A 20,108-nucleotide genomic window follows, 5' to 3' on the forward strand; every position below is an offset into this window, starting at 1 on the left:
GTTCCGACCAGCCTCGTCAACCACACGGTGCCCACCACTCCCAGAGGGCTAGCGTCGCGCTCCAACCACCTCGGGAGAAGGGAACGCCCTCGTGGCGTCACACCAGAAGCATCGAAAACCCCGGACCTCACCGCTGGCCGGACCGGCCGTCCGGACCGCCGCCACACTGGTGACGGCCGCAGCCGCCTCCGTCGTGGCTCTGACGCAGCCGGGCCAGGCCGACCCGAAGCCGACTCCGGCCCAGGTCAAGGCCCAGGTGGACGCGCTCTACCAGCAGGCCGAACAGGCCACCCAGCAGTACGACGGCGCAACCGCCGCTGCCGAGCAACTCCAGGCCCAGGCCGCGCAGTCGCAGCAGGAAGCCGCCCGCACCGACGCCCGGATCGACCAACTGACCAGCGGGCTCGACCAGATGGCCGCCACGCAGTACCGCAACGGCACCATGGACCCGCAGTTGCAGCTGCTGCTCTCCGCAGACCCGGAGAACTACCTGCAGCGCGCCGGCGACCTCTCCCAGGCCCTCGCCTCGCAGTCGGACCTGCTGCAGCAACTCGCCGCCCAATCACGGACGCTGCGCTCGGAGCGCGCCGCCGCCGACTCCAGACTGGCGGCGCTCAAGGCCGAACAGGCCCGGCTGGCCGCGGCCAAGGCCCAGATCCAGGAGAAGCTCGCCGCCGCGCAGGCGCTGCTCAGCGCCCTGAGCGCCGCATCCCTCGCCACCGTCACCCAGACCGGCGGCACCACGACCACTCCGCCCGGCCTCGCCGACATCCCCGTCTCGGGGCGGGCCGCAGCCGCCGTCGCCTTCGCCCGGGCGCAGTTGGGCAAGCCCTACGTCTGGGGCGCGACCGGGCCGAACTCCTACGACTGCTCGGGCCTCATCCAAGCCGCCTGGGCAGCAGCGGGCGTGGCGCTGCCGCGCACCACCTACGAGCAGATCGACGCGGGGACCCGGATCCCCGTCAGCGACCTCCAGCCGGGCGACCTGGTCTTCTACTACTCCGGCGTCAGCCATGTCGGCATGTACGTGGGCGGCGGCGAGATCATCCACGCCCCGCACCCGGGCGCGGCCGTGGAGTACGCGCCGGTCGGCGAGATGCCCATCGTCGGCGCCGTCCGCCCCTGACCGCTACGCCCTGACCGTGACGCCCTCTCGCCCCCTGGCCACGCCACACCCCCGGCCACACCTCAGACGAGGCGACGTGCCGTCGCCCACCGGGTGAGTTCATGACGGTTGCTCAACTGCAGCTTGCGCAGCACCGCCGAGACATGGCTCTCCACCGTCTTCACCGAGATGTAGAGCTGCTTGGCGATCTCCTTGTACGCGTACCCACGCGCGATCAGACGGAGCACCTCGCGCTCGCGCTGGGTCAGCCGGTCCAGGTCCTCGTCGATCGGCGGGGTGTCGGTGGCCGCGAACGCGTCCAGGACGAAGCCCGCGAGCCGGGGCGAGAAGACCGCGTCGCCGTCACGGACCCGGAAGATGGCGTCGACCAGATCGGTGCCCGTGATCGTCTTGGTGACGTAGCCGCGCGCGCCGCCGCGGATCACGCCGATGACGTCCTCCGCCGCGTCGGAGACCGACAGCGCCAGGAACTTGACGCCCTCCAGCGACGCACAGCGCCGCAGCACCTCCACGCCACCGCCGCCGGGGAGGTGGACGTCGAGCAGCACCACGTCCGGCATGGTCGAGGTGACCACCGTGACGGCCTGGTCGACGTCGGCGGCCTCACCGACCACGTCGACGTTGGTCCGCTCGGTCTGGCCGATCTCCGCGCGGACACCCGTGCGGAACATCCGGTGGTCGTCCACCAGGACCACCCGCGCCTGCGGCCGTTCCGCGTTCGTGTTCGCGCTCATCCGTTCGTCGCCCTCTCCATCTCCAGCTCGACCTCCGTGCCGCCCGCAGGGGCCGGACGCACGCGGGCGTGGCCGCCGTTGCGCTGCATCCGCCCGATGATCGAGCCGCGCACGCCCATCCGGTCCGCCGGGACCGCGTCCGGGTCGAACCCGGGACCGCGATCGCGGACGAACACCCACACGGTACTTCCCTCGACCTCGGCGTAGACAGAGACCGGCTCACCGCCACCGTACTTGGCGGCGTTGACCATGGCCTCCCGTGCGGCCTGGAGCTGGGCTGCCAGCCTTTCGTCCATGGGCGCATCGCCGACGCAGATGACCTCGACGGGGATGCCGTGCAGATCCTCCACCTCGGCGGCGACCTTGCGGACCGACTCGGCCAGGGTGTCCGGGGTGTCGTCGTCCGCCGGATCGCCGGAGCGGTAGAGCCACTGGCGCAGGTCGCGCTCCTGGGCCCGGGCCAGCCGGGCGACCTCCTTCGGGTTGTCGGCATGGCGGAGGATGAGGGTCAGCGTGTGCAGCACCGAGTCGTGGATGTGGGCGGCGACCTCCGCCCGCTCCTGGGCGCGGATGCGCTCACGGCGCTCGGTGGTCAGGTCCTGCCACATCCGCAGCAGATAGGGGCCGGCCAGCAGCAGCACCCCGGCCAGGACGACCAGCACGGCCTGCATGACCTTCCCGAACTCGGCCAGCGAGCCGGAGACCACGAGGAAGCTGACCACACCGGCGGCGACCAGGACGACCCCCGCCCCGAGCCGCAGCGTCAGCGCGCCGCCGCTGCCGTCGTCCAGCGAGAACCAGCGCGCCCAGCGGGCGTCGTCGACCTGCCGCCAGACCAGGGCGACGCCGGCTCCGGAGATCAGCACCGGCCAGAAGTACGGGTCGTCGTGGCCGGCGGTGAGCACGTTGATCAGCACCAGCACACCGGCCAGCACGGCGACCAGCGCGAGCAGCCGACCCCGGTCGTTGTCGACCCGGGGCCCCCCGGACGCCGCGCCCCCCTCCTCCACCGCCGGGCCGGCCGCGGAGTCCCCCTGGAACAGCTGTTGGAGCGAGCGCCTGACCCGCCCGATCACCCCCCGCGACCGGCCGGCCCGGACGGACTCGCCCGCCTCCCCCGCCTGCCCCGTTTCCCCCGCCTCGGCGGCTCCGGACGGCCGCCCGGGCGCCCCGGCACCGGCCCGACCCATCGGCACCACGAACCAGAACGCGGCGTACAGCACCAGCCCCAGCCCCTGACCCAACGTCAGCACCACGAACGCGGCGCGGACCCAGAGCACCGGGATGCCCAGATGCGCGGCGAGCCCGCTGGCCACGCCGCCGACCACGCGCCCCTCGGGACGGCGGTAGAGCTTGCGGACGGGCGTGCCGGAGTGTCCGGCGGCGTCGGGCCGGACGTCCGGGCGGTCGGAGATGAGGTCGCTGCTTGCCACGGTTCGATCGTCACACGCCACAGGTGAGAAAAGCATCAGGGTCGACCCCGATCGTCGCCCTGGTTCCGAGGCAGGGCTGTGTCAGGGTTGATCTCAGGGTTCGACCAGGGAGATGACGGATGGGCACGGGCGCCGACGAGCAGCAGGATGGGGGTATGGATCCCACGACCAGCATCCCGCCCCCGACGGACGGCGACGCCGCGCCCGGTGCCGACCAGGAGCGCACGAGCTCCCGGCCGCCGCTGGAGCGCAGCGCCAGCCACCGCGTGGTCACGGGCGTCTGCGGCGGCCTCGGCCGTCGGCTGGACATCGACCCGCTGGTCTTCCGCGTGGTGATCGCCGTGCTCTGCCTGTGGGGGGGCGTCGGCCTCTTCATCTACGGCGTCGCCTGGCTGATGATCCCCATGGAGGGCACCGGCAAGAACGAGCTGCAACGCCTGATGTCCGGCCGGGTCGACGGGCAGTCCCTGAGCGCCGTGCTGGTCACCGTCCTCGGCACCGGCATCTTCTTCTCCTACATGGGCGCCAAGGACCATGTCTTCCCGCTACTGCTGATTGCCGCGCTGGCCTTCGCCGCGCTCCGCTACGACCCCAAGCGCCACCAACTGCCACCGCGTGAACAGGCTCCCCCGGTGGTCCCGGAGTCACCCCCGGCCGCACCGAACTGGTGGCAGCGGACCGACCCGCTGCTGAAGACCGACGCGACCTCGACAGCGGACACGGCTACGGCCACGGGCGAGCCGGTCTCCCTGACGAAACAGCCACCGACGGACGCCGCCCTGGGTGAGCCGTTGGCCGGACTCACCGAGCCGCTCGCTCCCCTGCCGCCCTTCGAATCGTTCGATCCCTTCGAGTCCGCTGGCACTGGCGGGCCTTCGGGCCCGCCGGAGCGGCCACGCCGGGTGCGCGGTCCCTGGGGGCTGGCCGTCCTGGTGCTGGCCGCCGGCACCGCGGGCGTCGTCTACGCGGTCCAGGCCCCCCACCATGTGAACGCCCTCGCCGTCACGGCCTCGGCGCTGGCCGTGGTCGGTCTCGGGCTGGTGCTCAGCGGCCTGCTGCGGCGGCGCGCCATCGGCCTCGCCTTCGTCGCCCTGCTGCTCTCCGCCGCCACCGCCGTCGTCGGCGCGGCCCCCTGGCAGCACTGGAGCCATACGACCTGGGCCCCGGCCTCGGCGGGCCAGTTGCAGACGACGTACGACCTCCGTGCGGGCGCGGCCACCCTCGACCTGCGCAGCGTCCTGCCGTCGCCGGGCCAGACGGTCACCACCCATGTCAGCCTGGGCGCGGGGACGCTCAAGGTGCTGCTCCCGGGCGGCCCGGCGGTCCCCGAGGTCAAGCTCAACGCCCAGACCGGGGCCGGTGAGTTGAAGCTGCCCGACGGCCGACAGTTCTCCGGTGTGGGCAGTTCCCGCAGCGTCGATCTGAACCAGGGCGACGCCGCCGCCCACGGCACGGTGACGGTCGAGCTCCAGGTCGGCGCGGGTCAGGTGGAGGTGCTCCAATGAGCAAGCGCAGCAAGGCTCCTGGCGCTGGACGTCGCGTGCAGCTCTACCCGGTGCTGAGCGGTCTCGTCTTCGTGACCGTCGCCGTGCTCTACCTGTTGCAGGCCGGGGGCGTGCTGCGGGTCGACGGCAGGGTGCTGCTGCCCGTCGAGCTGATCGCCCTCGGCGTTGCCGGTCTGCTTGCGGCCCTCTACGCCCGGGCGCCGCGTGGCTCCTCGGCCCGCCGCGCGGCCAACCTGGGCCAGAGCACGGCGTCCAGGGAGAGATAGGGCGTCCCCGCGAGGATCAACGGGAGCCACGCCATCAGATAGATGAGGTCGTTGCCCAGAAAGTAGGGCGTCGTCTGCCAACTGACGGTGAGAAAGAGCGTCAGGTTCAGCAGCGCCCCGCCCACCGCGGCCAGTCGGCCGAGCAGCCCCAGCAGGGTGCCGACGCCCACCGCGAGCTCGCCGACGGCGAAAGCGAGCGCGAACGCGGTGGGCGCGTGGAGGGCCAGGCTCAGCAGCGGCCCGATCGGGCTGGACGACCTGAGCGCCTGCGTCATGGACGCGAACGACTGCGGGTTGGCGAGACCGCCCAGATAGTTCGGGTCGGTGAACTTGTAGCAGGCCGCATAGATGAAGGTGACCCCGAGGAACACCCGCAGCGGCAGCAGCGCATAGGTAGTGCCCCACTGCTTCGTCCGCTCACGCGAAAGCGCTCCACCCATGCCTGCCGCTCCTCAGCGTCTCCTCGGTTCCCCGAGCATTACGCCGCGGCGAACCTGCGGGTTCAGCCTAGGATCAGTCCTCGTCGTACGCACCGGCCAGCGCGTCCGAGTGGCCCGCGACCAGCGGCTGGTAGTTGATCCAGGCGACGAGGTCGTTGCCGAGCTGGTCCCGGGTGACGACGGCGTTCTCATGCTCGATCTGCACCAGCTTGCCGGCGGCCTGAGCCAGCAGCTGCACCTGGCAGGAGCGCTCCATGGTGATGAACCACCAGGCTGCGGCGTCGACCGAGTCGCCGACGGTCAGCAGACCGTGGTTGCGCAGGATCACCGCCTTGTGCGGGCCGAGGGCGGCGCCGATCCGGCGTCCCTCCTCCCGGTCCAGCACCACGCCGGTGTAGTCGTCGAAGAGCGCGTGGTCCTGGTAGAACGCGCAGACGTCCTGGGTGATCGGGTCGAGCAGTTGCCCCAGCGCGGAGAAGGCGCGCCCGTGGGTGGAGTGGCTGTGCGCGGCGGCGACCACGTCGGGGCGGGCGGCGTGCACCTCGGAGTGGATGGCGAAGGCGGCCTGGTTGACGTGGTGGCGGCCGTGTACGACCTGTCCCTCGTGGTTGACCAGCAGCAGGTCGCTGGCCTTGATCTGCTTGAAGGACATGCCGAAGGGATTGACCCAGAAGTGGTCGGTCCACTCGGGGTCGCGGGCGGTGATGTGTCCGGCGACGCCCTCCTCGAACCCGAACTTCCCGAAGAGCCGCAGCGCGGTCACCAGCCGCGCTTTGCGATGGGCCCGCTCGGCCTCGACGGTCTCGAACTTCGGCGGCAGCGCGAACTGGAGGGTGTCCATGGGGACGGGCTGCGGGGGTGGGTTCGTCATGTTCGGAAGCTACCGCGCGGTAGCGGCGGTCGCCAGAGGCAAGCGAGGAAGCACAGCAGGGGCGCGGGGAACTGCGCGAGCAACGACCCTGTGCGGATGGCCCTGTCCATTGAGGACCATCCCTCGTGGGTGGATTGTCGCGCCCACGCGGCGGAGCCGCATATCAGCAGAGCCCCGCGCCCCTGAAGGTGCAACTAACTGTGGGAGCGGAAAGCTCGGGCGGATGCCCTAGCTGCTCACTCCCACTCGATCGTCCCCGGCGGCTTGCTGGTCACGTCGACCACGACGCGGTTGACGTCGCGGACCTCGTTGGTGATGCGCGTCGAGATCTTCTCCAGGACCTCGTACGGCAGGCGGGACCAGTCCGCCGTCATCGCGTCCTCGGACGAGACCGGGCGCAGCACGATCGGGTGGCCGTAGGTGCGGCCGTCGCCCTGGACGCCGACGGAGCGGACGTCGGCCAGCAGCACCACCGGGCACTGCCAGATCTCGCGGTCCAGGCCGGCGGCCGTGAGCTCCGCGCGGGCGATCGCGTCGGCGTCGCGCAGCAGGTCCAGGCGGTCCTTGGTGACCTCGCCGACGATGCGGATGCCGAGGCCCGGGCCCGGGAAGGGCTGACGCTGGACGATCTCCTCCGGCAGGCCGAGCTCCTGGCCGACCATCCGGACCTCGTCCTTGAACAGCTTGCGCAGCGGCTCGATCAGCTGGAACTCGAGGTCCTCGGGCAGCCCGCCGACGTTGTGGTGCGACTTGATGTTCGCGGTGCCCGAGCCGCCGCCGGACTCGACGACGTCCGGGTAGAGCGTGCCCTGGACCAGGAACTCGACCGGCTCGCCGGACGCGCCCGCCTCGGCGATGATCTCGGCCTGCGCCTGCTCGAAGACACGGATGAACTCGCGCCCGATGATCTTGCGCTTCTCCTCCGGGTCGGTGACCCCGGCGAGCGCGCTGAGGAAGCGCTCCTCCGCGTCGACGACCTTGAGCTTGACACCGGTGGCCGCGACGAAGTCCTTCTCGACCTGCTCGGTCTCGCCCTTGCGCATCAGGCCGTGGTCGACGTAGACGCAGGTCAGCTGGTCGCCGATGGCGCGCTGGACCAGCGCCGCCGCGACGGCGGAGTCGACGCCGCCGGACAGGCCGCAGATCGCCCGCTTGGTGCCGACCTGGGCGCGGATCGCCGCGACCTGCTCCTCGACCACGTTGTGCGTGGTCCACGTCGGGGCCAGGCCCGCGCCGCGGTAGAGGAAGTGCTCCAGCACCTGCTGGCCGTGGGTGGAGTGCATCACCTCGGGGTGGTACTGCACGCCGTAGAGCCGCTTGGCGTCGTTCTCGAACGCGGCCACCGGGACGACGCTGGTGGACGCCGAGACGGTGAAGCCCTCCGGCGCGGCGGAGCAGGCGTCGCCGTGCGACATCCACACGGACTGCTCGGCCGGGGTGCCCTCGAAGAGGGTGGAGCCGGTCTGCGAGACCGCCAGCGGGGTGCGGCCGTACTCACGCGCGCCGCTGTTGTCGACGACGCCGCCCAGCGTGGTCGCCATCAGCTGGAAGCCGTAGCACATGCCGAAGACCGGCACGCCGGCCTCGAACAGCGCCCGGTCGACCGTCGGCGCGCCCTCCTCGTAGACGGAGGAGGGTCCGCCGGAAAGGATGATCGCCTTGGGGTTCTTGGCGAGCATCTCCGAGACCGGCATGCTGTGCGGCACGATCTCGCTGTAGACGCGGGCCTCGCGGACGCGACGCGCGATGAGCTGGGCGTACTGCGCACCGAAGTCGACGACGAGAACGGTGTCGACGGCGGTGTCCGCAGGGTCGGGGGTCGCTGATGCCACAGGGCGGCCTTCCGGCGGGTGGTATGGGGAGTCGATCCTCATTCTAACGGGCACGGGGACCGACCCCCGACCCACACCACCCGGAGCCGCTCAGAGGCACCAGGAACGGCGCAGCGGGCCGCCGCGCGGTCAGACCCGCCCTCGGCAGAGTTCCAGCAGCAGCATCGCGATGTCGGTGCCCGGGCGGCCCAGGCGGTCGCGGAAGCGCTCCAGGATCTCCATCTCGCGGGTGAGCGAGAGCCGCGGGCCACCGGTCGCGATCCGGGCCTGCTGCACCTCCGCGGAGACGGTGATCCGGCGCTGGACGAGGTCCAGGATCTGCGCGTCGAGCGCGTCGATGCGGCCACGAGCCTCGGCGATCACGGCCTCGGCGCTCTCCCGCGAGAGCGAGGTCGTCGCGGCGGGGACAGCAGTCGGGGTGACAGCCGTCGGCGTGACAGCCGTCGCCGTCACAACGCTCGGGGTCACGGCGGTCGGGGTCGAGCTGGGGGTCATCTGCGCGCTCCTCTGTCTCTTCTGTGTCTGGCCGCTGGTGCGGTCAGCCGGGACGTCGGAGGGGCCGGAGAGCCGGGTGGCCCGGGAAACGAAAAGACGCCCCTGGGCCATCGGCCCGGGGCGCCCTCAGGGTCTGCGTCAGTTCAGACGGCATCACCATGGCGACCGGAGCCTCCGGTGCCATAGGTAAAGAAGTAGGCCATCTGGAACATGTCGACAGCGTAGCGCGTGACCCGCCGCAAGGAGAATCGTTGTCCCCCATGACCGTACGGGGTGCAGCGTCCCCGCCAGGGACGGCTCCAGCTCCCTTCCGGGGGCGATCGTGCGGCAGGCAGGACCACGCGTGGAGTGACACCCAGTCCGTGGACGCGATGAGGCGTGCGCCGTGAGGCGTACGCCGTGGGACCTCGCGGCCACGCTGTGACCGGACAGCAGGGGACAGCGGCCCGGTTGCGACTGCGGAGAAAGGGGTGGTCGGCCTCGGGGACGCCCTGGGCCGACCGCCCCCGATCCCGCCTTTCAGAGGCGGTACGGCGGCGCTACGGGGGGTGGCGTTGCGCCACCCGGCGCACGTCGCGCCCTGCGCTACCTCCGTGCTACCGCTGACCGTCCTTGCGGAGCGTGACGAAAAACGAGTGGCCCAAAGTATGTCGAACTGGTTGCGCCAAGTGGGCCATATCCCCCACGATGCTGGTGAGGGGGTGGACCGGACGCACCTGGGACCGTCGGCAGACTGCTGGCCCCAAGGGCGTGGAGTGGCCGATTACCAGCCGTGGTACGTGACGTTGAGTAGTCGACTCGACTCTCGCGAAACGCGGCAGGCGCACGCGAAACGCGCGCGCCCCCGAGGTCACGCGACCGCACCGGTCCCCCGCCAGAACTGGCCAAATGACCAACTGACCAAATGACCAACCGACCGACGGCGCCCTCCCCCGGCGTCGTTGCCACAGCACCGGCGCAGCCCTGGCGCCGCGTGCTGCAGCAAGGGGCCCCGTCTTCCCCCGCGGGGCCCCTTGCCTTTCCGCCCGTCGCCCGGTGACCTTCGGCTCAGGCGGAGATGACCGCCTCGTCGTCCGGCGGCAGGTCCGCGCGCAGCGGGATCGGCAGCTGGTTGAAGGCGTAGTAGAGGGCCATCGCCCCGTGCAGCACCATCGTCACCAGCGGCGAGACGAACGACAGACCCAACAGGATCGGGTAGACGACGGTCCCGGCCGCGAAGCGGCGGCGGGTGGCGCGGGCCGCGGCGATGTCGACCCGGGAGTCGAAGAGGTGGCCGGTCCGGGTGAGCCACCACCAGAGCGACTGGAACGTCACCGCGTGGGCGACCATGAAGCCGCTGAAGACGGCGACCGCCACCGTGCTCGCGCCCGGTGTGTTGAGCCAGTCGGAGACCAGCGCGGTCGGGAACGGCAGCGCCGCCACCACGAGCAGCAACAGCAGGTTGATCACCAGCAGGCCGCGGTCGACCCGGGCCACGTAGCCGAAGACGGTGTGGTGGTTGAGCCACATGATCCCGATGACCAGGAAGCTCACCACATAGGCGTCGTAGGCGGGCCAGAGGTGCCCCAACTGCGACCACGCCGCACCGCTGCTGGTGACGCGCGCCGGGTTGTTCACCGCCAACTGCAGTACCAGCAGCGTGATCGCGATCGCGAAGACCCCGTCGCTGAATGCCTCGACCCGCCCCGACTCGCTGCGTCCCGCACTGTCCACGCGGTGCAACCTACCGGAGCGGGTCGCGGTGGACGGCCCGTTCGCAGCGACGCCTGCCGACGCCTGCCGACGTCCGCCGACGTCCGCTGAGCTACTCCGCCTTGCGCGGCGGGACCTGAGGCACCGCCAGCAGCGGGAGCCGCAGCGCGCCGAACGCGGACTCCGGGACGGCGGGGCGCTGCGGGGCGACCGGCTCGACGCGGCGGTAGGCCTCGTCCTGGGCCGGACGCGGGTCCGCGTCGCCCTTGTTGGGCCAGAGCGCCATGGCCCGCTCGGTCTGCGCGGTGATCGTCAGGGAGGGGTTGACGCCCAGGTTGGCCGAGACGGTCGAGCCGTCCGCGACGGTGATGCCCGGGTAGCCGTAGAGGCGCTGGTACGGGTCGACGACGCCGTGCTCGGGCGAGTCGCCGATCACGCAGCCGCCCAGGAAGTGCGCGGTGAGCGTCCGGCCCATCAGGTCGCCGACGTTGGTGCCCGGGAAGCCGCCGATCTCGCTCGCGATCGCGCCCGCGGCCTGCTCGGCGGCCGGGATGAACTTCGGGTTGGGCGCGCCGTGGCCCTGTCCGGAGCTCAACTGGCCCTTGAGCGGCCCGCTCTTGCGGCGGGTGACGTTGATCGAGTTGTCCAGCGACTGCATGACCAGCCCGATGATGGTCCGCTCCGACCAGCGGCGCTTGTTCATCGCCCGCACGACCAGGTCCGGCCGCTTGAGCGAGAGGCCGACCGCGCGCAGCAGCCGCGGTGCCCGCCCCTCGCCCGGAACCTGAATGGTCGTCATCAGGCTCATCGCGTTGGAGCCCTTGCCGTAGCGGACCGGCTCGATGTGGGTGTGCTCGTCGGGGTGCACCGAGGAGGTGATCGCGACGCCCTTGGTGAAGTCGACGCGCTTGCCGTAGCGCTTGTCGGTGGTCATCGCGCCCACCAGCGCCTCGGAGTTGGTGCGGGTCAGCCGGCCGAGGCTGGCCGAGATCTGCGGCAGCACGCCCTCGTCGCGCAGTCGGTGCAGCAGCTTCTGGGTGCCGTAGGTGCCCGCCGAGACGACGACCTTCTGCGCCCGGATGCTGCGGAACCCGTTCCTGGCCGGGTTCTTGGACCGCGAGTCGGTGCGGCGCGTGTCGACGGCGTAGCCCTCGCCGTCGACCCGGATCGCGGTGACCGTGGTCATCGGGATGATCTCCGCGCCGTTCTTCTCGGCGAGGTAGAGGTAGTTCTCGGTGAGCGTGTTCTTGGCGCCGTGACGGCAGCCGGTCATGCACTCGCCGCACTCGGTGCACGCCTTGCGGCGCGGTCCGGCGCCGCCGAAGTACGGGTCCTCGACCGAGTCGCCCGGCTGCACCTTGGCGCCCGCGCCGCCGCAGTCCTGGCCGTCGCCGAAGAAGACGCCGACCGGGGCCATGTGGAAGGTGTCGCCGTAGCCGAGCTTCTCGGCGGCGTCGCGCAGGTGCACGTCGGACGGCGTGACGGTGGGGTTCTTGCGGACGCCCAGCATCCGCTGCGCCTGGTCGTAGTAGGGCGCGAGCTCGTCCGACCAGTCGGTGATGTCCTTCCACTGCGGGTCCTGGAAGAACGGCTTCGGCGGAACGTAGAGCGTGTTGGCGTAGTTGAGCGAACCGCCGCCGACGCCCGAGCCACCCAGCACCATCACGTCGTCCAGGACGTGGAAGCGCTGGATGCCGTAGAGGCCGAGGGCGGGCGCCCAGATGTAGTTCTTGGTGTCCCAGGAGGTCTTCGGCAGCGTCTCGGGGGTGAACCGGCGACCGGCCTCCAGCACGGCGACCTTGTAGCCCTTCTCGGTCAGCCGCAGCGCGGAGACCGATCCGCCGAACCCGGAGCCGACGATCACGACGTCGTAGTCGTAGCCCTGGTCCGCGACCGGCTGCTCCGGCGCTCCGTCCGCCTGCACCTCGGAACTCATCTGACGCGCCCTGCCTTCCGCCGACTCCGCCGACTCCGCTGACTCCGCTGACTGTTCGTTCGTTCTGTCTGCCGTGCTGCGAGCTGAACCCTCGAAAGGGCGTCAGGTCACTTGAACCGCAAGGCCTTGAGCGTGCCGAGGGCCTTGCCCATGAGCTTGGCGTAGCCCTCGTCGTCCATCCCGAAGGACGGCGTCATCTGGATCAGGCGCTGCACCGCGACGGTCTGCACCTCGGTGTACTTCCAGATGCCCTCCGCGCCGTGGCGGCGGCCGATGCCGGAGTCGCCCATGCCGCCCATCGGCGCGGCGACGCTCGCGTACGCGGGCGCGTAGCCCTCGTTGACGTTGACCGTGCCGGTGTGCAACCGGGCCGCGACCGAGCGGGCGCGACGCAGATCCTTGCTCCACACGCTGGAGTTGAGGCCGTAGGCGGTGCCGTTGGCCCGGTTGATCGCCTCGTCCTCGTCGTCGAACCGGTAGATCGAGACAACCGGCCCGAAGGTCTCCTCGCCGCAGACCGCGCTCTCGTCGGTGACGCCGTCGAGGATGGTCGGCTCGTAGAAGAGCGGGCCGATGTCCGGTCGCGGCTTGCCGCCGGCCAGCACGGTGACGCCGTTCTTGACCGCGTCCTCGATGTGGCGGGTGACCGTGTCGAGCTGGCGCTGCGAGACCAGCGAGCCCATGTCGGCGCCCCAGGAGAGGCTGTTGCCGAGCTTGAGCGCCTTGGTCCGGGCGACGAACTTCTCAAGGAACGCGTCGGCGATCGACGAGGCGACGTACATCCGCTCGATGGAGATGCACAGCTGCCCGGCGGAGGAGAAGCAGGCGCGGACCGCGCCCTCGGCGGCCTTGTCCAGGTCGGCGTCGGCAAGGACCAGCATCGCGTTCTTGCCGCCCAGCTCCATCGACGCGCCGATCAGGCGGGCGGCGGCGCGGGTCGCGACGTCGCGGCCGGTGCGGGTGGAGCCGGTGAAGGAGACGTAGTCGGCGTGGGCGACCACCTCGGGGCCGACGACGGGGCCGTCGCCGATGACGATCTGCCAGAGCTCGCCCGGCAGTCCGGCCTCGATCATCAGCTCGCGGGCGCGCAGCGCGGTGAGCGCGGTCTGCGTGTCGGGCTTGGTGACGACCGCGTTGCCCGCGACGAACGCGGGGACGGCGTCGCCGGTGAACAGCGCCAGCGGGTAGTTCCACGGCGAGATCTGCCCGATGACGCCCTTGGGCTGCCGCAGCTCCAGCACCTGCGTGAGTACGGGGAAGACCCCGCCACGACGGCGCGGCTTGAGGTACTTGGCGCCGGCCCGTCCGTAGTGGCGCGCCTCGATCGCGGAGGCGAGCACCTCCTCGAAGGCGTGGGCGCGGGTCTTGCCGGTCTCCACCTGGATCAGGTCGAGCAGCTCGTCCTTGTGCTTCAGCACCAGGTCGTGGAAGCGCAGCAGGACCGCGGCGCGCTCGCGGACCGGCTTCTGGACCCAGTCCTTCTGCGCGGCGCGGGCCCGGACGAACGCCGAGGCCACGTCGGCGGGCGAGGACTCGGGGATCTCGGCGAGGACGTCGCCCGTGAACGGGCAGCGCGAGGTGGCGATGGTCGGCTCGGACCCGGTCACGACCGCGCCGACCAGCCGCTTGACCAGCTCCTCCGGCACCGCGTCGGCGACGCTCCGCGCGCCGGGAGTGGCCACCGGGTTGCCTGCGACGGCAGTGCTGCTGTCGGTGCTGATGTCAGTCATGCCGGAAGCGTAGGCGTTTTCCTCCGGTTGCGATACCCATCAGTAACAGAAATATGTCTGCCACCGAGCAATCTTTCGAAGGTCCGCACACGGGCCGTTCGCACACGAGGCGAGCCTTCACGGGCCTTGGCGGGCCCACCGCGTCGCACGCCGGTGAGTTAGCATGCCCGCGACCAACGAGAGGGGCGGGGCGATGTCGCTCTTTCAGCCGCGCGATCGCGACGACGAGCCGACACCCGACTACGGCGGGTACGACAACGGGTACGGCGGTGGCCGTGAGGGCGGCTACCCGCCCGCAGGCGGCGGTTTCCGGCCCGGGGGCTTCCAATCCGGGGGCTTCCAGTCCGGCGGTTACCAGCCCGGCGGTTTCCAGCCCGGGGGCTTCGAGCCGGGCGGCTTCGGCGGCGGAGCGCAGCCGGACTGGCAGGCGATGGCCGAGGCCAACGAGACCCAGCAGAAGCGCAGGCGCCGCCTCGCGGTGATCGGCGGCGTGCTGGGGATCGCCGTGGTCGGCGGCGTCGTGGCGGCCGTGGCCACGGTCGGCGGCCCCACCTCGGCGAACGCGAGCGGAGCGAACGGGGCCGCGAGCGCCGGCGCGAGCGGCGCGGCATCGGTGTCGGCCACCGCGTCGACCGGTGCGTCGATGTCCGCCCGGCCCTCGGCCTCCGCGTCCGCCAAGCCGACCGTCACGGCCCAGCCTCCCGCCTGGCCGCCGCTGAACGCGGGCGCGGTGCTCTACGCGCAGAAGCTCGCCGTCGGCAAGCAGGTCTACGTCAGGAAACTGACGGACGAGAAGAGCCCGTGCTGGGAGGCCAGCACCGGACACCTCGGCAACGCGCTCGCGCCCAACCGCTGCAGCCAGATGCTCCGCGCCACCTGGGTCGGGGGCAACCAGGCCGTCAGCGTCGGCGTGGCCGTCTTCCCGGACGCGGCGGCGGCGCAGGCCGCCAACGCGGCCTACGTCGGCCACATAGAGCCGCTGCGCGGGCCCGGCATACCGAACTTCTGCCAGGACAAGACCCCCTGCGCCCTGGCCCACGGCGTGGTCGGGCACTTCACCTACTACGTCATCGCCGGTCCGTCCGGCAGCGCCCCGGGCGTGCACAACCCGGCGTCGGTCGCGGCGGCGCAGCGGATGGCCGCCTTCGCGGTGACCGCCCTCACCCGCCAGCGCTGACAGCCGAGTTCAACCAGTTCGACGACTTCACCGAGTTCGACGAGTTCACCGCGTTCGACGCGATCAGGACTGCACCAGCTCCGCGACCGCCGTGCCCACCGCGCGGTGGAAGGTGGGATAGGCCCAGATCGTCGCCGCCAGCTCGCTCAGCGGGATGCGCGCGGAGACGGCGAGCGAGAGCAACCCGAGGAGCTCGCCGCCGGACGGGCCGGCGGAGGTCGCCCCGACGAGGGTGTCGCCCGACGCCACGAGCTTGATGAAGCCCGCGTTGCCGTTCGCGCCGTGGATGTAGCCGCGGCTGGAGGCGGCCAGCTCGGTGACGGCGGCGCGGACCGGAAGGCCCTGGGCGCGGGCGTCGGCCTCGGTCAGGCCGACCGCGCCGATCTCGGGATCGGTGAAGGTCACGCGCGGGACCGCGTGGTAGCGGGCGGGCGCGCCGCCCTGGCCGAGGATGGCGCGGACGGTGATGTCTGCCTGGTACATCGACATGTGCGTGAACGCGCCCTTGCCGGTGATGTCGCCGATCGCCCAGACCCCGACCGGCCAGCCCTCGACCGGCCATACTCCCGGCGTCCCCACCACGCGGCAGCGTTCGTCGATGGGCACCACCCGCGCGTCCGACGGGATGCCGAGCACGCCCGCGCCGATCCTGTCCATCGGCACCCGGCGGCCGGTCGCGACCAACAGCCGTTCGCCGCTGAGGCGTTCACCGCGGCGGCAGATCAACTGGAACCGCCCGTCGCGGTACTCGACCGAGGCCAGCTCGGTCCCGGTGTGCACGGCGACGCCGTCGCCGGTCAGCACCCGGGTGACCAGGTCGGAGGACTCCGGCTCCTCCCGGCCCAGCAGGCGCGGGCCGACTTCGACGACGGTGACCGCGCAGCCCAGGCGTTGCAGCGCCTGGCCGAGCTCCAGCCCGATCGCGCCGCCGCCCAGCACCAGCAGCGACTCCGGCAGTTCCTCGGTCTCGATCAGCTCGCGGTTGGTCCAGTACGGGGTGCCCGCGAGGCCGGGGACGGGCGGCGTGGACGGCTCCGATCCTGTTGCCAGCACCACGGCCTGACGGGGCATCAGCACGGTCTCCCGGCCGTCGGTGCCGAGCACGGTGACCTCGCCGGGTCCGGTCAGCCGCGCCGTGCCGCGCAGAAAGCGACCACCGCGACCGGTGAAGCGGTCCACCGCGGCCTTGTCGTCCCAGTTGTGGGTGGCTTCCCTGACCCGCCGCGCGACCGGGTGGAAGTCCGGGTGAACCCGGACGATGCCCGCCATCCCGGGGATCCGCCACGCCTCACCGACCAGGTCCGCCGAGCGGACCATGATCTTGGAGGGGATGCAGCCGTAGTAGGGGCACTCGCCGCCCACCAGCCGTTCGTCGACGCCGACCACGTCCAGCCCGGCGTCCGCCAGCCGTCCGGCGACGTCCTCACCTCCGGGGCCCATTCCGATGACGACCACGTCCGGTGTCTCACGCGCCGAAGCGGGCATGACGTGCCTCCCGAAAGGTGAACTTCAGGGAACGGCTGGGTTCACACCACGGTGTTCACACCACGGTACCGTCCTACTGGGCCCCGAGCGCGGTGAACGTCGCCATGACCTCTTCGAACCGGTTGTAGCCGTTGTCCCAGTCCGTCTGCGGGTAGGAGACGAGGAAGTCGTACTCGGTCCCGTCCGCCGCCTTCCAGAACTGCTCCAGCTCCTCGCGGTGCTCGCCCGTCTTGGCGTCGGTGTAGTAGAACGCCAACTGCGCCCCCGGTCGGCCCTGGTAGGTGTTCTGCCCGAGGCTGATCTCCTGGAACGTCTTGTCGTGGGTCTTCACCTGGTCCCGGATGTTCTCCGCCTGCTGGAACGGCGTGAGCGGGTTCGCGACCGTGACGCCGAAGCGGATCAGGTGCTCACCCTGGTCCGGGGTGTAGTCGATCCGGCCCGGGCCGCCGCTCGCGTCCTTGGACCAGGGCTGCTTCGGGTCGTCGGGCATGCCGAAGGAGAAGTGGCCCTGCGGGTCGGTGGTGTCGGTGGTCAGGACGTACCCGGGCCCGACCACCGGCGAGGGGGACGCCGACGGCGAGGCGGGCGACGTGGCGGTCCCGTCGCCGGTCCCCGACCCGCTGGTGTGGTGGCGCAGCAGGTACGTGACGCCCGCGCCCGCGCCGCCCGCGACGATCGCCGCGACCAGCAGCCAGGCCCAGGCACGGCCGCGTCGCGCCTTCCGGCGCACGACGGCGGTCGGGTCGCCGGAACCGGTTCCCGGCTTCGGGGACGTCGTCGGCGTCCCCAGCGGGTTCCCCTGGGCCGGGACGCGGGCCGTCGGGCCGGTCGGCCCGCTGATCCGGCCCTTCCCGCCGCCCTTCCCGCCACCGGTGGTGCCGCCCGGGCCCGTCACCACGGCCGTGGGCTCGCCCACGGCCGGGCTGACGACGGTGCCGAGCGCGGTCGGCGCGTGACCGTCCTCGTACGGGCCGTCGTGCAGCCCGTCGAACGTGCCCCCGAAGCTGCCGTCGTTCTCGGCCGGTTCCAGCCGGTCGACGGCCGGAACGGACTGGGTCGGGGTGCGCAGCGGGCTCGGGCCCAGGGTGATGTTCGTGGTGTGGCCGGCTGCCACGCTCTCCAGCATCCGCAGCACGTCGGACGCGGGCGGGCGGTCCTGCGGCTCCTTGGCCATCAGCGCGCGCAGCACCGGCGCCAGCGCCCCGGCGTTGCGCGGCTCCGGCAGCGGGTCGGTGACGACCGCGGCCAGCGTCGTCAGCGGCGACTCCCGGCGGAACGGCGACTCGCCCTCGACGGCGGCGTAAAGCGTCGCGCCGAGCGCCCACAGGTCCGACTCGGGCCCTGGACGACCGCCGTGGACGCGCTCGGGGGCCAGGTAGTCGGGCGAGCCGACCAGGTCGCCGGTGCGGGTCAGCGCGGAGTCGCCGACGAAGGTCGCGATGCCGAAGTCGGTCAGCACCACGCGACCGGTGGCGCGCTCCAGCAGCACGTTGGCGGGCTTCACGTCGCGGTGGATCACGCCGAGCTGGTGGCCTCGGTCCAGCGCGGACAGCACCTGCGCGCCGATCCTGGCGGCCTCGCGCGGGTCGACCACGCCCTCCTGCTCGACCAGCTCGGACAGCGACCGGCCGTCGATCAGCTCCATCACGATCCACGGCTTGCCGTCCTGCTCCAGGACGTCGTGGATGGTGATCACGCCGGGGTGCTTGATCCGCGCGGCGGCGCGGGCCTCCTGCTTCATCCGCGACTGGACGATCTGGAGGTCCTCCTCGGCGAGGTGGCCGACGGAGAGCTCCTTGACCGCGACCTCGCGGTCCAGCATCTGGTCGGTGGCACGCCACACGGTGCCCATGCCGCCGCGTCCGAGGCGCGCGCCGAGCAGGTATCTGCCCGCCAACACGCGGTCGGTCTCCGTGCCCACCGTGAGCCCCCTCATCCCGCTTGTCCTGCCGTACACCCGGTGCCCGCGGCAGGAACCGCGGTACGGCGCACCTTATCCCGTGCCCGGACCCTCCGGCGGCCCCAGGCGATGCCTTGAGACCGGGATGTGACGCTCCCGCACACCCCACGTAGCGCGGCTGTCACCGAGGATTCGGGACAAGATCCCTCGCGCTGTCCCGAAGGCGTCCCCGTATCCCCCGAATCGGCCGCCGGACAACCTCGTCCGACCCGCCCGCGCGCCTCAGTAGACCTCAGCGGCGCATCAACGCGCCAGCATCGAGACGAGCACCAGTGCGAGCAGGGTCACCAGGATAATCCCACCGACCAGCAGCGGCCCCAGCAGCACCGTCCCCCGCCGGGGAGCCGCGTGGTGGTGCCTCTCGGCGACCTCCGCCGGGGGGCGCTGGACCGGCAGCCGGGCCGCTGTGCCCGCTCGACTTGAGGGCGGCAGCTCCAGCCTGAACTCCGTTGCGCCGGTCAGCGGTTCGGGCGCGCGCTGGAGCAGCCTGCGCAGGGCCACGCGGACCGCGCCCAGCCCCGGTCGCCGGTTCGGGTCGGCGTCGAGCAGCCGCACGACCAGCGGCCAGACCGGACCGGCCGAGCGCGGATCCGGCAGGACTCCCGCCCGCACCGCGTAGAAGAGCTGCTCCGCGTCCCCTTCGGGGAACGGCGCCATCCCGGTGCAGGCCCGGTAGAGCAGCACGCCCAGCGCCCACACGTCCGCCGCCGGGCCGACCGGGACGCCCGTCCCGTCCACGACGCCGAGCTGCTCGGGCGCCCAACGCTCGGCCACCGGGCCGACGACGACCGAGCGCGCGTCCCTGGCCCGCACCCGGGCCGGGCTCCACAGCGCCGTCGGCACGCCCGCGCCCGCCTGCGCGGCCCCGGGACCGCCGCAGAGCGCCTCCTGCGCGGCGGAGACCGCCAGCCCGCCCAGCAGCGCGGTGCCGTCCTCGCAGACGGTCACCGAGAGTGCTGTGACGTTTCCGTGCACGATCCCGGCCCGGTGCACGGCCTCCAGCCCGGTCGCGACGTCGTGGACCAGCTCCGCCGCCCGGTAGGGGGTGAGCGGGCCGGCCTCCAGCAGCTGCGCCAGCGTCACGCCGGCGACGCTCTCGCCGACCGTCCAGAGGTAGCCGCTCTCGGCGAAGGCCTGGAAGACCTGGTTCAGCCGTGGATGGTCGCCCACCGCCTGCGCCACGGCGTTCGCCTGCGTGAGCGCGAGCGTGGCGACGTCGTTCTCGTCCACGTCGCCGCCCGGCCGCTCGCCTTCCGGCTCCGTCAACTGGTCGAACGGGCGCACCAGTTCGGGCAGCGGCACGGCTTCGAGCAGGACCGGTGCGCCACTGCGCAGGTCCATCGCCTCGACCGCGGCGCCTCGGCGACGCTCGGTGAGCTGGTAGCGCTCGGCGAGCAACCGCCCGGTGGACGCCCTGGCCATCGGT

At 72.0% G+C, this 20,108-nt stretch carries 16 protein-coding genes; 4 read left to right on the forward strand and 12 right to left on the reverse strand.

Translation table 11 applies throughout. From position 1 onward, the window contains the following. Positions 1 to 91 precede the first annotated feature (91 nt). The gene (locus I2501_RS07300) at positions 92 to 1,126 is read left to right on the forward strand and encodes a C40 family peptidase (protein ID WP_196193054.1); all 1,035 of its coding nucleotides are present in this window, start codon (positions 92 to 94) and stop codon (positions 1,124 to 1,126) included. A 62-nt stretch (positions 1,127 to 1,188) separates the two neighbouring features. Here the strand turns inward: I2501_RS07300 and I2501_RS07305 are convergent, their stop codons facing one another. After that, a complete protein-coding gene (locus I2501_RS07305; RefSeq protein WP_196193055.1) occupies positions 1,189 to 1,860 on the reverse strand; it encodes a LuxR C-terminal-related transcriptional regulator in 672 nt (223 codons plus the stop codon). Beyond that, complete coding sequence (locus I2501_RS07310; RefSeq protein ID WP_408022713.1) at positions 1,857 to 3,293, reverse strand: ATP-binding protein; 1,437 nt, start codon at positions 3,291 to 3,293, stop codon at positions 1,857 to 1,859. The genes I2501_RS07305 and I2501_RS07310 overlap by 4 nt, the downstream gene beginning before the upstream one ends. A gap of 155 nt (positions 3,294 to 3,448) precedes the next feature. Here I2501_RS07310 and I2501_RS07315 point away from each other — a divergent pair, with 155 nt between their 5' ends. Both I2501_RS07315 and I2501_RS07320 read left to right on the forward strand, forming a co-directional pair. After that, entirely contained in the window at positions 3,449 to 4,798 is a 1,350-nt protein-coding gene (locus tag I2501_RS07315; RefSeq protein ID WP_196193057.1) for a PspC domain-containing protein, read from the forward strand. Further along, positions 4,795 to 5,064, forward strand: coding sequence for a hypothetical protein (locus tag I2501_RS07320; protein WP_196193058.1), 270 nt, complete (start codon positions 4,795 to 4,797; stop codon positions 5,062 to 5,064). Before I2501_RS07315 ends, I2501_RS07320 begins: the two co-directional genes overlap by 4 nt. Here I2501_RS07320 and I2501_RS07325 read toward each other — a convergent pair. The 7 genes from I2501_RS07325 to I2501_RS07355 all read right to left on the reverse strand — a co-directional run bounded on the left by I2501_RS07325 (position 4,986) and on the right by I2501_RS07355 (position 14,060). Continuing rightward, complete coding sequence (locus tag I2501_RS07325) at positions 4,986 to 5,504, reverse strand: TQO small subunit DoxD (RefSeq protein ID WP_196193059.1); 519 nt, start codon at positions 5,502 to 5,504, stop codon at positions 4,986 to 4,988. The two genes, I2501_RS07320 and I2501_RS07325, sit on opposite strands and share 79 nt — an antisense overlap. Before the next feature lie 73 nt (positions 5,505 to 5,577). Continuing rightward, positions 5,578 to 6,375 carry a class II aldolase/adducin family protein gene (locus I2501_RS07330; protein ID WP_215909390.1) on the reverse strand — a complete coding sequence of 266 codons (798 nt, stop codon included), beginning with the start codon at positions 6,373 to 6,375 and terminating at the stop codon, positions 5,578 to 5,580. 236 nt (positions 6,376 to 6,611) lie between these two features. After that, entirely contained in the window at positions 6,612 to 8,207 is a 1,596-nt protein-coding gene (guaA, locus tag I2501_RS07335; protein ID WP_196193060.1) for a glutamine-hydrolyzing GMP synthase, read from the reverse strand. Between the two features lie 129 nt (positions 8,208 to 8,336). Beyond that, entirely contained in the window at positions 8,337 to 8,702 is a 366-nt protein-coding gene (locus tag I2501_RS07340) for a chorismate mutase (protein WP_196193061.1), read from the reverse strand. Between the two features lie 1,047 nt (positions 8,703 to 9,749). Then, positions 9,750 to 10,415: a TMEM175 family protein gene (locus I2501_RS07345; protein WP_196193062.1), complete on the reverse strand. Its 666-nt coding sequence runs from the start codon at positions 10,413 to 10,415 to the stop codon at positions 9,750 to 9,752. A 91-nt stretch (positions 10,416 to 10,506) separates the two neighbouring features. After that, positions 10,507 to 12,330, reverse strand: coding sequence for a GMC family oxidoreductase N-terminal domain-containing protein (locus I2501_RS07350; protein WP_196193063.1), 1,824 nt, complete (start codon positions 12,328 to 12,330; stop codon positions 10,507 to 10,509). Positions 12,331 to 12,437: 107 nt separating this feature from the next. Further along, on the reverse strand, positions 12,438 to 14,060 hold the full coding sequence (locus I2501_RS07355; RefSeq protein WP_196193064.1) for a succinic semialdehyde dehydrogenase: 1,623 nt from the start codon (positions 14,058 to 14,060) through the stop codon (positions 12,438 to 12,440). Positions 14,061 to 14,253: 193 nt separating this feature from the next. Between I2501_RS07355 and I2501_RS07360 the strand changes: the two genes are divergently transcribed. Then, a complete protein-coding gene (locus I2501_RS07360) occupies positions 14,254 to 15,237 on the forward strand; it encodes a hypothetical protein (protein WP_196193065.1) in 984 nt (327 codons plus the stop codon). Between the two features lie 63 nt (positions 15,238 to 15,300). On the opposite strand, the gene I2501_RS07365 is transcribed toward I2501_RS07360, so the two are convergent. The 3 genes from I2501_RS07365 to I2501_RS07375 all read right to left on the reverse strand — a co-directional run bounded on the left by I2501_RS07365 (position 15,301) and on the right by I2501_RS07375 (position 20,104). Then, entirely contained in the window at positions 15,301 to 16,722 is a 1,422-nt protein-coding gene (locus tag I2501_RS07365) for a dihydrolipoyl dehydrogenase family protein (RefSeq protein ID WP_196193066.1), read from the reverse strand. Between the two features lie 73 nt (positions 16,723 to 16,795). Then, positions 16,796 to 18,643: a serine/threonine-protein kinase gene (locus I2501_RS39080; RefSeq protein WP_328806260.1), complete on the reverse strand. Its 1,848-nt coding sequence runs from the start codon at positions 18,641 to 18,643 to the stop codon at positions 16,796 to 16,798. 282 nt (positions 18,644 to 18,925) lie between these two features. Further along, positions 18,926 to 20,104, reverse strand: coding sequence for a protein kinase family protein (locus I2501_RS07375; RefSeq protein ID WP_196193067.1), 1,179 nt, complete (start codon positions 20,102 to 20,104; stop codon positions 18,926 to 18,928). Positions 20,105 to 20,108 lie beyond the last annotated feature (4 nt).

Origin of the sequence: Streptacidiphilus fuscans, from assembly GCF_015690355.1 — a bacterium.
GTDB classification, from domain to species: domain Bacteria; phylum Actinomycetota; class Actinomycetes; order Streptomycetales; family Streptomycetaceae; genus Streptacidiphilus; species Streptacidiphilus fuscans.

Coding starts and splice junctions, on each gene's coding strand:
- I2501_RS07305 (WP_196193055.1), bottom strand. CDS start 1,860: ATGAGCGCGAACACGAACGCGGAACGGCCGCAGGCGCGGGTGGTCCTG.
- I2501_RS07315 (WP_196193057.1), top strand. CDS start 3,449: ATGGATCCCACGACCAGCATCCCGCCCCCGACGGACGGCGACGCCGCG.
- I2501_RS07320 (WP_196193058.1), top strand. CDS start 4,795: ATGAGCAAGCGCAGCAAGGCTCCTGGCGCTGGACGTCGCGTGCAGCTC.
- I2501_RS07325 (WP_196193059.1), bottom strand. CDS start 5,504: ATGGGTGGAGCGCTTTCGCGTGAGCGGACGAAGCAGTGGGGCACTACC.
- I2501_RS07330 (WP_215909390.1), bottom strand. CDS start 6,375: ATGACGAACCCACCCCCGCAGCCCGTCCCCATGGACACCCTCCAGTTC.
- I2501_RS07340 (WP_196193061.1), bottom strand. CDS start 8,702: ATGACCCCCAGCTCGACCCCGACCGCCGTGACCCCGAGCGTTGTGACG.
- I2501_RS07350 (WP_196193063.1), bottom strand. CDS start 12,330: ATGAGTTCCGAGGTGCAGGCGGACGGAGCGCCGGAGCAGCCGGTCGCG.
- I2501_RS07355 (WP_196193064.1), bottom strand. CDS start 14,060: ATGACTGACATCAGCACCGACAGCAGCACTGCCGTCGCAGGCAACCCG.
- I2501_RS07360 (WP_196193065.1), top strand. CDS start 14,254: ATGTCGCTCTTTCAGCCGCGCGATCGCGACGACGAGCCGACACCCGAC.
- I2501_RS07365 (WP_196193066.1), bottom strand. CDS start 16,722: ATGCCCGCTTCGGCGCGTGAGACACCGGACGTGGTCGTCATCGGAATG.
- I2501_RS07375 (WP_196193067.1), bottom strand. CDS start 20,104: ATGGCCAGGGCGTCCACCGGGCGGTTGCTCGCCGAGCGCTACCAGCTC.